Source organism: Actinophytocola sp. (assembly GCF_050699935.1).
GTDB lineage: Bacteria > Actinomycetota > Actinomycetes > Mycobacteriales > Pseudonocardiaceae > Actinophytocola.
This window is the reverse complement of record NZ_JBOHGB010000027.1, coordinates 48,500-61,769: the sequence shown is the minus strand read 5'-3', so window position 1 is coordinate 61,769 and position 13,270 is coordinate 48,500. Positions and strand designations below refer to the sequence as shown.

Annotated in this window: 14 protein-coding genes; 9 read left to right on the top strand and 5 right to left on the bottom strand. The window is 73.7% G+C overall.

The features are described from left to right. From ACRDTB_RS12335 to ACRDTB_RS12315, 5 genes are all read left to right on the top strand, one after another. Positions 1-492 (top strand): phosphodiester glycosidase family protein (locus tag ACRDTB_RS12335; protein ID WP_431430253.1); only part of this gene is annotated, 492 nt, incomplete at its 5' end. Between the two features lie 35 nt (positions 493-527). Next, positions 528-1,796: an adenosylmethionine--8-amino-7-oxononanoate transaminase gene (locus tag ACRDTB_RS12330; RefSeq protein WP_431430251.1), complete on the top strand. Its 1,269-nt coding sequence runs from the start codon at positions 528-530 to the stop codon at positions 1,794-1,796. Positions 1,797-1,897: 101 nt separating this feature from the next. After that, positions 1,898-2,617 carry a dethiobiotin synthase gene (gene bioD / locus ACRDTB_RS12325; protein WP_431430250.1) on the top strand — a complete coding sequence of 240 codons (720 nt, stop codon included), beginning with the start codon at positions 1,898-1,900 and terminating at the stop codon, positions 2,615-2,617. A gap of 169 nt (positions 2,618-2,786) precedes the next feature. Continuing rightward, on the top strand, positions 2,787-3,776 hold the full coding sequence (gene bioB / locus ACRDTB_RS12320; RefSeq protein ID WP_431430255.1) for a biotin synthase BioB: 990 nt from the start codon (positions 2,787-2,789) through the stop codon (positions 3,774-3,776). 292 nt (positions 3,777-4,068) lie between these two features. Further along, complete coding sequence (locus tag ACRDTB_RS12315) at positions 4,069-4,719, top strand: DUF2567 domain-containing protein (RefSeq protein WP_431430249.1); 651 nt, start codon at positions 4,069-4,071, stop codon at positions 4,717-4,719. A 98-nt stretch (positions 4,720-4,817) separates the two neighbouring features. Here ACRDTB_RS12315 and ACRDTB_RS12310 read toward each other — a convergent pair whose 3' ends face one another. Both ACRDTB_RS12310 and ACRDTB_RS12305 read right to left on the bottom strand, forming a co-directional pair. Beyond that, positions 4,818-5,510 (bottom strand): LON peptidase substrate-binding domain-containing protein, encoded by a 693-nt coding sequence (locus tag ACRDTB_RS12310; RefSeq protein ID WP_431430248.1) that lies wholly within the window; start codon positions 5,508-5,510, stop codon positions 4,818-4,820. A gap of 9 nt (positions 5,511-5,519) precedes the next feature. After that, positions 5,520-6,236: an NUDIX hydrolase gene (locus ACRDTB_RS12305; RefSeq protein WP_431430247.1), complete on the bottom strand. Its 717-nt coding sequence runs from the start codon at positions 6,234-6,236 to the stop codon at positions 5,520-5,522. Positions 6,237-6,305: 69 nt separating this feature from the next. Here ACRDTB_RS12305 and nadA point away from each other — a divergent pair, with 69 nt between their 5' ends. The 3 genes from nadA (at position 6,306) to nadC (ending at position 10,038) form a co-directional block, all read left to right on the top strand. Then, positions 6,306-7,361, top strand: a complete 1,056-nt coding sequence (nadA, locus tag ACRDTB_RS12300; protein ID WP_431430246.1) for a quinolinate synthase NadA — start codon at positions 6,306-6,308, stop codon at positions 7,359-7,361. Between the two features lie 182 nt (positions 7,362-7,543). Continuing rightward, positions 7,544-9,187, top strand: a complete 1,644-nt coding sequence (locus tag ACRDTB_RS12295) for an L-aspartate oxidase (RefSeq protein ID WP_431430245.1) — start codon at positions 7,544-7,546, stop codon at positions 9,185-9,187. An 11-nt stretch (positions 9,188-9,198) separates the two neighbouring features. Further along, on the top strand, positions 9,199-10,038 hold the full coding sequence (nadC, locus tag ACRDTB_RS12290; RefSeq protein WP_431430254.1) for a carboxylating nicotinate-nucleotide diphosphorylase: 840 nt from the start codon (positions 9,199-9,201) through the stop codon (positions 10,036-10,038). A 75-nt stretch (positions 10,039-10,113) separates the two neighbouring features. Here nadC and ACRDTB_RS12285 read toward each other — a convergent pair whose 3' ends face one another. Beyond that, positions 10,114-10,689: a TetR/AcrR family transcriptional regulator gene (locus tag ACRDTB_RS12285; RefSeq protein ID WP_431430244.1), complete on the bottom strand. Its 576-nt coding sequence runs from the start codon at positions 10,687-10,689 to the stop codon at positions 10,114-10,116. Between the two features lie 50 nt (positions 10,690-10,739). Between ACRDTB_RS12285 and ACRDTB_RS12280 the strand changes: the two genes are divergently transcribed. Then, the gene (locus ACRDTB_RS12280; protein WP_431430243.1) at positions 10,740-12,047 is read left to right on the top strand and encodes a cytochrome P450; all 1,308 of its coding nucleotides are present in this window, start codon (positions 10,740-10,742) and stop codon (positions 12,045-12,047) included. A gap of 1 nt (position 12,048) precedes the next feature. Here the strand turns inward: ACRDTB_RS12280 and ACRDTB_RS12275 are convergent, their stop codons facing one another. Beyond that, positions 12,049-12,309 carry a hypothetical protein gene (locus ACRDTB_RS12275; protein ID WP_431430242.1) on the bottom strand — a complete coding sequence of 87 codons (261 nt, stop codon included), beginning with the start codon at positions 12,307-12,309 and terminating at the stop codon, positions 12,049-12,051. Positions 12,310-12,412: 103 nt separating this feature from the next. Beyond that, positions 12,413-13,204 (bottom strand): carbon-nitrogen hydrolase family protein, encoded by a 792-nt coding sequence (locus ACRDTB_RS12270; protein ID WP_431430241.1) that lies wholly within the window; start codon positions 13,202-13,204, stop codon positions 12,413-12,415. Between the last annotated feature and the right edge of the window lie 66 nt (positions 13,205-13,270).

The following is a 13,270-nucleotide window of genomic DNA, read 5'->3' as shown; positions in this document are numbered from 1 at the left end:
GTCCAGGCCACCGGCACCCAGGCGGCGGCGCTGCGCGCCATCGCCCGCCCCGGCGCCCGCCTCCGAGTCGACGGCCACGTCACCGACGACCGCGGGCACGCCGTGCGCACGCCGCGGATGGTCGTCAACGGTGGCCCGGAGCTCGTGCGGCACGGCCGTCCACATGCGACACCGCGGGCGGATGGCATGGTCCGGCCGGGCGACCCGAGCTTCTACTACGGCTGGGTGTCGAAGCGGAACCCCCGCACGATCGCCGGCGTGGACGCACGCGGCCGGATCCTGCTGGCCACCATCGACGGCCGGGCGGTCGACAGCCTGGGCCTGTCCATCGCGGAGAGCGCCGCGGTGGCGGACGCGCTGGGCATGGAGCACGCGGTCAACCTGGACGGCGGCGGCTCCACGACGATGGTCGTGCACGGCGAGGTGGTCAACCACCCCTCCGACGCGACCGGCGAACGCCCGGTGGGCGACGCGATCCTCGTCCTGCCCTGAGCGACACCCGGGCCGCGCTGGTTAGCCTGCAACGCGTGGACGTCGACGAGCTGATCGCGCTGGACCGGGCGCACGTGTGGCACCCGTACGGGCCCATGCCGGGCGCGACGGCCCCGCTCGTCGTGGCCGAGGCGGCCGGGGTCCGGCTCCGGCTGGCCGACGGGCGGGAGCTGGTCGACGGGATGTCCTCCTGGTGGGCGGCCATCCACGGCTACCGGCACCCCGTGCTCGACGACGCCCTCGCGCGCCAGGCGGCCAGGATGAGCCACGTCATGTTCGGCGGGCTCACCCACGAACCGGCCGTCCGGCTCGCGACGCGGCTGGTGGAGATCACCCCGGAGCCGCTGCGTCACGTCTTCCTGTGCGATTCGGGCTCGGTGAGCGTCGAGGTCGCCGTCAAGATGTGCCTGCAGTACTGGCGCTCCGCGAACCGCCCCGAGAAGCGCCGCCTCCTCACCTGGCGTGGCGGCTACCACGGCGACACGTTCCACCCCATGAGCGTCTGCGACCCCGACGGCGGCATGCACAGCCTGTGGCGCGGCGTACTGCCCGACCAGGTCTTCGCGGACCCGCCGCCGCGGCACGTCAGCCACGACTACATCCAGCACCTCGCCGACCTCGTGGAACGGCACGCCGGCGAGCTCGCCGCCGTGATCGTAGAGCCGGTCGTCCAGGGCGCCGGGGGCATGCGGTTCCACGACGCCCGCTACCTGCACGTCCTGCGTGAGCTGACGCTCGCCCACGACGTGCTGCTGATCTTCGACGAGATCGCCACCGGGTTCGGGCGCACCGGGGAGCTGTTCGCCGCCGACCACGCGGGGGTCAGCCCCGACGTGATGTGCGTCGGCAAGGCGCTCACCGGCGGTTACCTCACGGCGGCCGCCGCGCTGTGCACGACGCGGGTCGCCGAGGGAATCTCGCGCGGTGCCGTCCCGGTCCTCGCGCACGGGCCGACGTTCATGGGCAACCCGCTGTCCTCGGCGGTCGCGAACGCGTCGATCGCGCTGCTGCTGAGCCAGGACTGGCGCGGCACGGTCAAGCGCATCGAGAGCGAGCTCGAGCACGGGCTCGCGCCGGCGAACGAGCTCCCGGGCGTGATCGACACGCGGGTGTGCGGGGCGATCGGCGTGGTCCAGCTCGACCACGACGTCGACATCGCCGCCGCCACCCGGGCCGCGGTCGACGCGGGCGTGTGGCTGCGGCCGTTCCGCGACCTGATCTACACGATGCCGCCGTACGTGTGCGAACCGGAGGACGTCGAGCGGATCACCGGCGCGATGCTGGCCGCCGCGCGCGCCGGATAGTCCACAGGCGACCGTCTACACCGGACCAGCGGGCGCCGCACTGGCGGCCGTGGTGGGGTTGGTGCGGTTGCGACGAACGGATGGGACTAGCCTGACGCTCCGTGAGTGTCATGGTGCTCACGGGCACCGGAACCGGAGTCGGCAAGACCGTGGTGACCGCGGCCGTCGCGGCCCTCGCGCTCGAGCGGTACCGCAGCGTCGCGGTGTTGAAGCCGGCGCAGACCGGGGTCGGCCCCGACGAGCCGGCCGACCTGGCCGAGGTCGGCAGGCTGGCCGGCCAGGAGGTCACCACCTGGGAGCTGGGCCGCTTCCCGGACGCGTTGGCCCCGGGAACCGCCGCGCGCCGGGCCGGGCTGCCCCCGGTGACCCCGTCGCAGGCCGCCGCGGCCGCGGTGGAGCTGGCGCGCGGCCACGACCACGTCCTCGTCGAGGGCGCGGGTGGGCTGCTCGTCCGGTTCGACGACGACGGCGGCACGCTCGCCGACGTCGCCTGGTCGATCGGCGCGCCGGTGCTGATCGTCGCCGACGCCGGCCTGGGCACCCTCAATGCCACCGCGCTCACCGCGGAGGCTCTGCGCCAGCGGGGCATCGAGTGTGCGGGCGTCGTGGTCGGCTCGTGGCCGGCCGAGCCGGACCTGGCGGCGCGTTGCAACCTCGACGACCTGCCGCTCGTGGCCGACGCCCCGCTCGTCGGCGCGCTGCCGGAGAACGCGGCCGCCCTGGTGGGGGAGGAGTTTCGCGCCGTGGCCCGCCGCTCGCTCGCCCCCTTCCTGGGCGGCGAGTTCGATGCGAACGGCTTCGCCGCCGAGTACGCCGCGTGATCACGGGGCCGCTCGAGCCCCGGTCACCGCGTGACACAACTCGCGTCCGTCCCACGGCACCGTGCGGCAGACTTGGCCAGAAGGCTCATGCTTCACCGAGGAGGCACGCGTGACCGCTGCTCGCGAACGAGCTGCCGGACGACCCGACGCCGATCGCACGCCCGGCGACATGCTCGCCGTCGCGCGGGAGCAGGTGCTGGAGCGCGGTGTCGGTCTGGCCGAGGCGCAGGTCCTCGAGGTGCTGCGGCTGCCCGACGACCGCGTCCCGGAGCTGCTCGCGCTCGCCCACGACGTGCGCATGCGCTGGTGCGGTCCGGAGGTCGAGGTCGAGGGCATCGTGAGCCTGAAGACCGGCGGCTGCCCCGAGGACTGCCACTTCTGCTCGCAGTCCGGGCAGTTCCCCTCGCCGGTGCGCTCGGCGTGGCTGGACATCCCCGGCCTGGTCAGGGCGGCCCGCGAGACGGCGGCGACCGGGGCCAGTGAGTTCTGCATCGTGGCCGCGGTCCGCGGGCCGGACAGGCGGCTGCTCTCCCAGATCCGCGGCGGCATCAAGGCGATCCGCGACGACGGTAACGACATCCAGATCGCCTGCTCGCTCGGCATGCTGACCCAGGCGCAGGTCGACGAGCTCGTCGAGCTGGGCGTGCACCGGTACAACCACAACCTGGAGACCGCCCGCTCGCACTTCCCCAGCGTGGTCACGACCCACACGTGGGACGAGCGGTGGGAGACCCTGCGGATGGTCCACGCGGCCGGCATGGAGGTCTGCTGCGGCGGCATCATCGGCGTGGGGGAGACCGTCGAGCAGCGTGCCGAGTTCGCCGCGCAGCTCGGCGAGCTGGACCCGCACGAGGTGCCGATGAACTTCCTCATCCCGCAGCCGGGAACCCCGTACGAGGACTACGAGATCGTCGACGGCAAGGACGCGCTGCGTACGGTCGGCGCGTTCCGGCTGGCGTTGCCGCGCACGATCCTGCGCTTCGCGGGCGGGCGTGAGCTGACCCTCGGCGACCTCGGCGCGGAGCAGGGCATGCTCGGCGGCATCAACGCGATCATCGTCGGCAACTACCTGACCAACCTCGGCCGGCCGGCCCAGGAGGACCTCGACATGCTCGGCGAGCTGAACCTGCCGATCAAGGCGCTGAGCGAAACGCTGTGACCGCTTTCCGCGAGCAGAAGTGACGGAGCGAGCCATCGGGTACTGCGTGCACTGTGGCAGGCCGCCGGGGGAGGGCGACCACACCCGGTGCGCGGGCGCGCGCGGGGCCATCGACCCGCCCCGCTACTGCCCGGAGTGCGCGCGCCGGATGGTGGTCCAGGTGACTCCATCCGGGTGGTCCGCGCGGTGCAGCCGCCACGGTGACCGCACGTCGTACGACGCTGCGTCGCCCACCGACTAGGCTCGGCCCGGACGGTCGGCGTTTCAGGGCGGCACGGAGACGGAGGCAGGCGTGGCGGAACAACCCGTCGGGGCGCAGGGCGCCGCCCCAAACCGGGCCGAACACGCCGCCGGCAACGGCTCGGGCCGGCCGGGTGCGGTAGCGCCTACCGAGTACCCCGCCTACTTCCCGGTCCCGTGGGAGCCGGAGCGGCCGAAGGTCGTGGTCAAGGCGGACCTGCTGCCGGCGCTGAGCGTGCTGTCCACGGTGTCGCTGCTCGGCCTCGCGGTCGGCTGGCTGTGGTCGCGCCTCGCGCCGCCGCAGCGCATGGTGATCGCCCAGGACGGCGCGGCGCTTCCGCTCACCGCGGAGAGCTACCACCGCTTCGACGGCCTCATCCTGTTCACCCTGCTCGGCCTCGCCGCGGGCTTCGTGACCGGGCTCGCCGTGTGGTTCCTGCGCGAGCGCCGCGGCCCGGTCATCATGATCGCCGCCACGATCGGCTCCACCGTGGGCGGCTGGCTCGCGATGCAGGTCGGCACGGCGTGGGCCGAGGGACGCTACCCGGTGAGCGAGGACGTGCAGGTGCTCGACGTCGTGCTCCAGGCGCCGCGGCTGGAGTCCGCCTGGATCCTGCTGGCCTGGCCGCTGATCACCGCGCTGGTGTACGGCTTGATGGCGGCGTGGAACAGCATGGACGACCTGGGTCGCCGCCTCGGCTGAACTTGAGGCCGCGGCGTCTCGTGGTCAGGACCGGAGGTTCGTCAGGGGTCTCGACGACCCAGCTTCCCGCTGGCGGCGTTGGCGAACGGTCGCAACCACTAGTTCTTGCTCGCGTGCCGGCGCGGCGCGGCCGGTGGCGCGGGCACGGCGCCCAGCGTGGCGAGGATCCCGGCCTCCCGGTTGAGCAGTCGGCCGACCAGCCGCAGCCGGTGCAGCGGGCGGGTCTCCTCCAGCAGCCGCTGCCGGTCCTCCAGTGGTAGCAGGCAGTCCCCGGCGAGCCGGTGCGCGAGCTCGGCCACCTCGGTGTCGTCCGCCGGCTCGCTCCACTCGCCCTGGTGCCACGCGGCCTGGCAGTAGCGGCGGTACGCGGCGCGCGCCGCGTCGGCGAGCGAGCCGATCGTGGCGGTGGCGTCGCGCTGGCCGGGGATGGTCGCCGGCGCGTCCGGCACCCACTCGATCGCACCGAGCAGGTAGGGCGCGCTCGACGCGTCCACCGCCAGCAGCCGGAACCGCCGCTCGCCGACGGTGACGATGTCGAACCGGCCGTCCGGCAGCCGCTTGGCCTGGCGCAGCACGGCCGCGCAGCCGATCACCTGCAGCTGCTCGCGCGAGGTCACCTCGACCTCCGTGCTCGGTGCGAGCGCGATCACCCCGAACCGCTTGTCCGGCAGCGCTCCGGTGATCAGGTCGACCGTGAGCTGCCGGTAGCGCGGCTCGAAGATGTGCAGCGGAAGCGGAGTGCCCGGCAACAACACCGTCTGCAGCGGGAAGAGCGGCAACGTCTCGGGCACCGCACCAACCTACGACGCGCCGCCGCCGCGCGCTTGGTTCGGCGGCCGGAAGACCGCGAACGGGTCGGTCACGGCCATGCTCTGGTCGGTGAACCGGAACAGCGCCGCCGGCCGGCCGCCCGCCCGGCCGGGCGGCGCCGTCTCGCCGGTCGGCTCGAGCAGGCCGCGGCGTGCGAGCACCCGCTGAAGGTTGGTCGCGGACACCCGGTAGCCCAGTGCGGCGGAGTACAGCTCGCGCAGTGCCGACACCGTGAAGGTCGGCGGGGCGAGTGCGAAGCCGATGTTCGTGTACGACAGCTTGGCGCGCAGCCGGTCGCGTGCTCGACCGACGATCGACTCGTGGTCGAAAGCCGTGCCCGGCAACGCGTCCAGCGGATGCCACCGGGTGTCGGCCGGCAGGCCCGGGTCCACGTTGGACGGGACCAGCCCGAGGAACGCCGTCGCCACCACCCGCTCACCGGGCACTCGCCGCGGCGCGCTGAACACCGCGAGCTGCTCGACGTGCGACAACTTCCTCACGTCGACCTTCTCGGCCAGCTGGCGCTTGATCGACGACTCCACGTCCTCGGCCGCGCCGAGCCGCCCGCCGGGCAGCGACCAGCGGTGCGCGTGCGGCTCCAGAGCGCGTTGCCAGAGCAGGGCCTGGAGTGAGCCTGCTCGCACCTGGAGCACCGCGGCCAGGACTTCGTGGGCCACCGGCACGGGCGCGGTGGTAGCATCGACCATGTTTTCGATCCTAAGGCGAAAACCTCGGGATGGGAAATCGGCGAGGGTGAGGACCCGAGGGAGGACGACATGGCCGCCACCGAATACCCCCGTACGAGATCGGGCATCGGAGTCGCGGAACGCGAGCCGGCCGACGACCTGACGCCGTACGGCGGCGTCGAGCCGGACGCCGCGTGGCGCGACGAGGTGCGCCGCCTGGCGAGGGAACGCGACGCGGTACTGCTCGCGCACAACTACCAGCTGCCCGAGATCCAGGACATCGCCGACCACACCGGCGACTCCCTGGCACTGAGCCGGGTCGCGGCCGCCAGCGACGCGGCGACGATCGTGTTCTGCGGCGTGCACTTCATGGCCGAGACCGCGAAGATCCTCGGCCCGCACAAGACGGTGCTGATCCCCGACGCGCGAGCCGGCTGCTCGCTCGCCGACTCCATCGACGCCGCCCAGCTGCGCGCGTGGCAGGCCGAGCACCCCGGCGCGGTCGTCGTGTCCTATGTGAACACCACGGCCGAGGTGAAGGCCGAGACCGACATCTGCTGCACGTCGTCCAACGCGGTCGACGTGGTGCGCTCGATCCCCGCCGACCGTGAGGTGCTGTTCCTGCCCGACCAGTTCCTCGGCGCGCACGTCAAGCGCGAGACCGGTCGGGAGAACCTGCACGTGTGGGCCGGCGAGTGCCACGTGCACGCCGCCATCAACGGTCCGGAGCTAGCCGCGCGGGCCGCCGCGAGCCCGGACGCGGACCTGTTCGTGCACCCGGAGTGCGGCTGCGCGACGTCCGCCCTGTACCTGGCGGGGGAGGGCGTGGTGCCGTCGTCGCAGGTGAAGATCCTCTCCACGGGTGGCATGGTCGCCGAGGCCCGCGCGACCAAGGCCCGCTCGGTGCTCGTGGCGACCGAGGTCGGCATGCTGCACCAGCTGCGCCGGGCTGCCCCGGAGATCGACTTCCGCGCGGTGAACGACCGTGCCTCGTGCCGCTACATGAAGATGATCACGCCGGCCGCGCTGCTGCGCTCGCTGCGCGAGGGCCGGGACGAGGTGCACGTGGACCCGGTGGTCGCCGAGCGCGCCCGGGGCGCGGTGCGCCGCATGATCGAGATCGGCAAGCCCGGCGGTGGAGAGTGACCGCCACGAACCCCACCCCACCACGCCCCTCGCACGCACGGACACCGGAGCCCCACCCGCACGCACGGACACCGGAGCCTCGCGCGCGCGTGCGGACACCAGACCCCCACCCGTTCCCGGGGGCCACCCGCCATGCCAGCTTATCGGTTGGACGTGTCGGGGAGGGCACGCAAGATCCACATGTGGATGGCGGGGTCGGTTGTGGACAACCCGACGGGGCGTGCCGGTGGGAGGCGCGGGCTGATCTGGTCGTCGTCGGTACCGGGGTCGCGGGGCTGACCGCGGCGCTGCGAGCGCGCGAGCTCGGCATGAACGTGTTGGTGGTGACCAAGGACGCGGTCGACGGGGGCAACACCCGCTGGGCGCAGGGCGGCGTGGCGGTCGTGCTCGGGGACGTCCCGGGTGACTCGGTGGACCGGCATGTCGCCGACACGCTCGCGGCCGGCGGCGGGCTGTGCGATACCGACGCGACCGCCGCGATCATCGGCGACGGCCCGGCCGCGGTGGGCCGGCTGCGGGACCGGGGGGCGCGGTTCGACCCGGGCGCGGACGGTGGGCCGGCGCGCACCCGGGAGGGCGGGCACACCGCGTTCCGGGTCGTGCACGCGGGCGGCGACGCGACCGGGGTCGAGGTCGAGCGTGCGCTGCTCGCGGCGAGCCGGGACGGCAGGGTGCCGATGCTGGAGCACCACGTCGCGGTGGACACGCTGCGCACGCCGGCGGGCGACGTCGCGGGCCTGCTCGTGCTCGACGGCTCCGGTGTGCCGGGGGTGCTGACGGCGCCGGCCGTGCTACTCGCGACCGGCGGGCTGGGGCAGCTGTACCAGGCGACGACGAACCCCGCGGTGGCGACCGCGGACGGCGTGGCGATAGCTTTGCGCTCCGGGGCGCCGGTGGCGGACCTCGAGTTCGTACAGTTCCACCCGACGGTGCTCTACACCGGCGAGGGTGCGCGCGGGCGGTGCCCGCTGGTCACCGAGGCGGTGCGCGGCGAGGGCGCGGTCCTGGTGGACTCGACCGGCGAACGGGTGACGGCGGGCGTGCACCCGCTGGGCGACCTGGCCCCGCGCGACGTCGTGTCGGCGGCGATCACGCGGCGGCTCGCGTCGCTGGGCGAGGACCACGTGTTCCTGGACGCGACGCACCTGGACGCGCCGACGTTCCAGCGCCGCTTCCCGACCGTGCTGGCCGCGTGCCTCGCGGTCGGCGTCGACCCGTCCCGCACGCCGATCCCGGTCTCGCCCGCGGCGCACTTCTCGTGCGGCGGTGTGGTGACCACTGTGGACGGACGGACCGCGGTGCCCGGGCTGTACGCGGCCGGTGAGGTGGCCCGGACCGGCCTGCACGGCGCGAACCGGCTGGCATCCAACAGCCTGCTGGAGGGACTGGTGGTCGGTACGCGGGCGGCCGAGGCGGTGGCGGCCGACCTGGCGCTGGGCGTGCTTGCCGAGCCACGGCTGGCGGCGTGCCCGCCGGTGCCGGTCGTGCCGGTGGCCGACCGGGACACGCTGCAGCGGGTGATGAGCCGCTACGCCGGCATCGGCCGGGACGCCGAGGGGCTGGCGGTGGTCGGCTCGGTGCTCGACGTGTCCGCTGTGGACCGTCCACTGGCGACTCGCGAGCTCGTGGAGGACGCGGCGCTGACGCTGGCCGCCCGCGCGCTGATCGCCGCCGCGGCCTCGCGGACCGAGTCCCGCGGCTGCCACGTGCGCGACGACTTCCCCGGCGTGGACCCGGAATGGGCGCGCTCGCTCACGGTCCGGCTCACCCCGTCCGGGCAGCCGATGCTGGACCGGCCGGCCGTCCTGACCCGAGGGGCGGCATGACGGACCTGGACATGGACTTGGACATGGACGACGCGCGCCGCGTGGTGTCGGTGGCGCTGGCGGAGGACCTCCGCTACGGCCCGGACGCGACGACGACGGCCACCGTGCCGGCGTCGGCGGTCGCGGTGGCGGAGCTGACCCCGCGGGTGGCCGGCACGCTGGCCGGCGTCCCGGTCGCGCTCGAGGTGTTCTCCGCCGTGCTCGACTCGTACGAGGTGCTCGCGCGGCGCGAGGACGGCGAGCGGCTGGCGGCGGGGGAGCCCGCGCTGGTGCTGCGCGGACCGGTGCGGGGCCTGCTGAGCGCCGAGCGGACCGCGCTGAACCTGCTGTGCCACCTGTCCGGCGTGGCGACGGCGACGTCGGCGTGGGTGGACGCGATCGCCGGCACGGGCGCGGTGGTGCGCGACTCCCGCAAGACGCTGCCGGGCCTGCGGCTGTTGGAGAAGTACGCCGTGCGCTGCGGCGGTGGGGAGAACCACCGGCTGGGCCTGGGCGACGCGGTGCTCATCAAGGACAACCACGTGCACGCCGCGGGCTCGGTGACCGCCGCGCTGCGGGCGGCCCGCGCGCACGCGCCGGACCTGCCGTGCGAGGTCGAGGTCGACACGCTCGGGCAGCTGGACGAGGCGCTCGCGTTCGGCGCGGAGCTGGTCCTGCTGGACAACTTCACCCCCGACGCGTGCGCCGAGGCGGTCCGGCACGCGGCCGGCACCGGCACGAAGCTGGAGGTCTCCGGGGGGCTGAGACTGGCCGACGCCCGCGCGTACGCGGAGACGGGCGTGGACTTCCTCGCGGTGGGCGCCCTGACCCACTCCGCCCCCGCCCTGGACCTGGGCATGGACCTACGCTGACCCGCACGCGGGGTGGCGGATGCCTGGAAGGACGCCTTCCTGTCGCTGCGCGACATGAAGGACGCCTTCCTGGCATTACGGCTCGGAGATCGCGCGCAGGTCGGCCAGGCCGCGCAGCAGGTGCTCGCCCGCGGGGGTCGAGGCCGGGTCCAGCAGCCACTGCATGGACAGCCCGTCGCACACGGCCATCACCCAGCTCGCGACCGCCGTGCACCGCGGGTCCTCCGCGGGCGCGTCCAGCGCGGCGCCGACGAGCTCGGCCACGTGAGCGCGGGTGCGCCGGTACATCCCCGCCAGCTGCTCGCGCAGCACCGGGTCCCGGTCCGCCTGCGCCAGCGCCTCCATGAAGGACACGAGCAACGCGCGGCGGCCGGTCAGCGAGTCCAGCAGGGCCGCCCACGCGAGGTGCGCGCGCTCGATCGGCGACACGTCGGGGTCGGCCATCGCGGCGGTCGTCAGCTGGGTGGCCCACTCCTCGAACACCGACCCCAGCGCGGCGTTGAGCAGGCCGGCCTTCGAGCCGAAGTGGTAGCCGATCGAGGCCAGGTTCGTGCCCGAGGCAGCGACGAGGTCACGCGCGGTGATGTGCGCGTATCCCTTGTCCTCCAGCAACTGCCGCGCCGCGGCGAGCAACTGTTCGCGATGGCCCACGCGCTGACGGTACCTTGTGCCGCCATCTATACGCGCGTATAAACGAGGGCATGGCGACCCTCGAGGCCAAGGACGCGCGGACCCTGCCACCTGGCCCGCGGTCGCCGGCGCTGGTGCAGACGATCCTGTTCCTCGTCGCCAGACGGCAGACGCACCTGCGGCTGCGGCGCCGCTACGGCGAGACGTTCACGACACGGATCGCGGGCGACCGGCTGGTGGTCACGTTGACCCGGCCGGAGCACATCCGCGACGTGTTCGCCGGCTCGCCCACCGTCTTCCACGCCGGCGAGGGCAACGCGATCCTCCAGCCCGTGATGGGCAGGCACTCCCTGCTGATCACCGACGAGGACGAGCACCTGCGCGCCCGCAAGCTGCTCATGCCGGCGTTCAACGGCGCCGCCCTGCGCGGCTACCGCGACCTGATGGCCGAGCTCGCCGCCGACGACGCGCGGGGCTGGCCGGTCGGGCGGCCGTTCCCGGTGCACCCGCGGATGAACGCGGTGACCCTGGAGATCATCCTGCGCGTCGTGTTCGGCATGGGCGAGGGGCCGCGGCTGGCCGAGCTGCGCCCGCGGCTGCGCCGGATCTCCGACATCGGCCCGCTGACCGTGCTGGGCTGGACCTACCCGTGGCTGCGGACGTTCGGCCGGTGGCGGCAGAACTTCGAGAACCTCCGCGCCGTGAACCGCCTGCTGTACGCGGAGATCGCGGACCGCAAGCGGGCCGGTGACCTCGCCGACCGCGGCGACGTGCTGTCCCGGCTGCTGACCGCGGCCGGTGGCGAGCTGTCCGATGTGGAGCTCCGCGACCAGATGATCACCCTGCTGCTCGCCGGCCACGAGACGACGGCGACGGCGCTGGCCTGGTCGTTCCACGAGCTCGCGCGCCGCCCGGACATCCAGCGCCTCGCCCAGCGGGCCGCCGACGACGGCGACGAGGACTACCTGCAGGCGGTGGTGAAGGAGGCCATGCGCAAGCGCCCGGTGATCCAGAACGTGGCGCGCAGGCTGACCGAGCCGACCGAGGTGGCCGGCTACCTCCTGCCGGCCGGCACGATCGTCGGGCCCAGCATCTCGCTGGTCCACCAGGACGCCACCCTGCACGACGACCCGGGCGACTTCCGTCCCGACCGGTTCGTCGGCAAGCAGCCGGAGGCCGGCACGTGGATCCCGTTCGGTGGCGGCGTGCGGCGCTGCATCGGCGCGGGCTTCTCGCAGCAGGAGGCCGCCGTGGTGCTGCGCGAGGTGCTGTCCCGCTACGACCTTCGCCCGGAGCGCGCGAAGCCGGAGTTCCCCAAACCCCGCAACATCACCCTGACCCCGGCCCGCGGCGGCCGGGTCATCGCGACGCCCCGCTGAGTCACCCGGTCCGCGCGCCGGCTCTCCCGGCCACCGCCCGGCCACTCGGCGTGACCTTGCGGCGGGTCAGGAAGCCGAGGATCGCCGCGGTCAGCGCCAGCGTGAGGCCGGTCTGCTCGGTCGTCCAGGTGAGCACGCCGAACCCGACCAGCAGCGCCAGGGTCGCCTGGATCACACCCTGAAAGGCCACCGGCTCGGCCCGCACGTGCTTGACGAACGCGCGGAACGCCGCCCGCGAGTAGTTGCGAGTGCTGTCTGGCATGTGTCCCCCCGTCCTACGAACACCTCTGTAACAGGAGCGTCGCGCGCCGCGACGGATACATGCCGGGCGAAATCGCCACTCAGACCATTGTGGATAGTCGGGGTCAGAGGCGCCGGTTCGCCAGTACCGGGATGGCCTCCCGGGTCTTGTCCACCAGCGGCAGGTCCAGGTCCACCACGAGCACGTCCGGGCCCGCGCCGAGCTGCGCCACGATCTCGCCCGACGGCGACGCCACGGTGCTGTACCCGATGCCCGTCGGGGCCTTCGGGTGCACGTCGGCGTCGGCCACGGCCGGATCGGCCTGGCCACACGCCACCAGCCACGATGTCGAGTCCAGCGCCCGCGCCCGCACCAGGAGCTCCCACTGGTCGCGCTTGCCCGGCCCCGCACCCCACGACGCACCCATCAGCACGACCGTCGCGCCGCGGTCTGCCAGGCGGGTGAACAGCTCCGGGAACCGCACGTCGTAGCAGGTCGCGAGGCCCAGCGTGACGTCGTCGACGGTCACGATCGCCAGTTCCGACCCGGGCGCCACGGTCTTCGACTCGGCGAAGCCGAACGCGTCGAACAGGTGGATCTTGTCGTAGCCGAGGTGCTGGCCAGCGCCGGTCGCGAGCAACGTGTTGAACACCCGCCCGTCCGGCGAGGGCGTGAACATCCCGGCCACCACCAGCATGCCGTGCTCCTCGGCGATCGACGCGACGGCCGACGCCCACGGCCCGTCGACCGGCTCGGCGACCGGCGCCAGCGGCGTGCCGAAGCACGCCATCGTCGCCTCCGGGAACACCGCGACCGACGCGCCGTCCGCGGCCGCCCGGGCCACGGCGTCGCGGAGGCGCGACAGGTTGTCCGACGGCACGGCCGTCGACGTGATCTGGCAAAGCGCGATCCGCACGGGAGCCTCCTGGCCGGTAATCCCTAATCCACCTACGCGAGGATATGTCGCCCGGCTAGGGTCGAG

Excerpts from the sequence above, each read along its gene's own strand:
- ACRDTB_RS12275 (WP_431430242.1), bottom strand. The coding sequence starts at position 12,309 with ATGCCAGACAGCACTCGCAACTACTCGCGGGCGGCGTTCCGCGCGTTC.
- ACRDTB_RS12305 (WP_431430247.1), bottom strand. The coding sequence starts at position 6,236 with ATGGTCGATGCTACCACCGCGCCCGTGCCGGTGGCCCACGAAGTCCTG.
- nadA (WP_431430246.1), top strand. The coding sequence starts at position 6,306 with ATGGCCGCCACCGAATACCCCCGTACGAGATCGGGCATCGGAGTCGCG.
- ACRDTB_RS12280 (WP_431430243.1), top strand. The coding sequence starts at position 10,740 with ATGGCGACCCTCGAGGCCAAGGACGCGCGGACCCTGCCACCTGGCCCG.
- bioB (WP_431430255.1), top strand. The coding sequence starts at position 2,787 with ATGCTCGCCGTCGCGCGGGAGCAGGTGCTGGAGCGCGGTGTCGGTCTG.
- nadC (WP_431430254.1), top strand. The coding sequence starts at position 9,199 with ATGGACTTGGACATGGACGACGCGCGCCGCGTGGTGTCGGTGGCGCTG.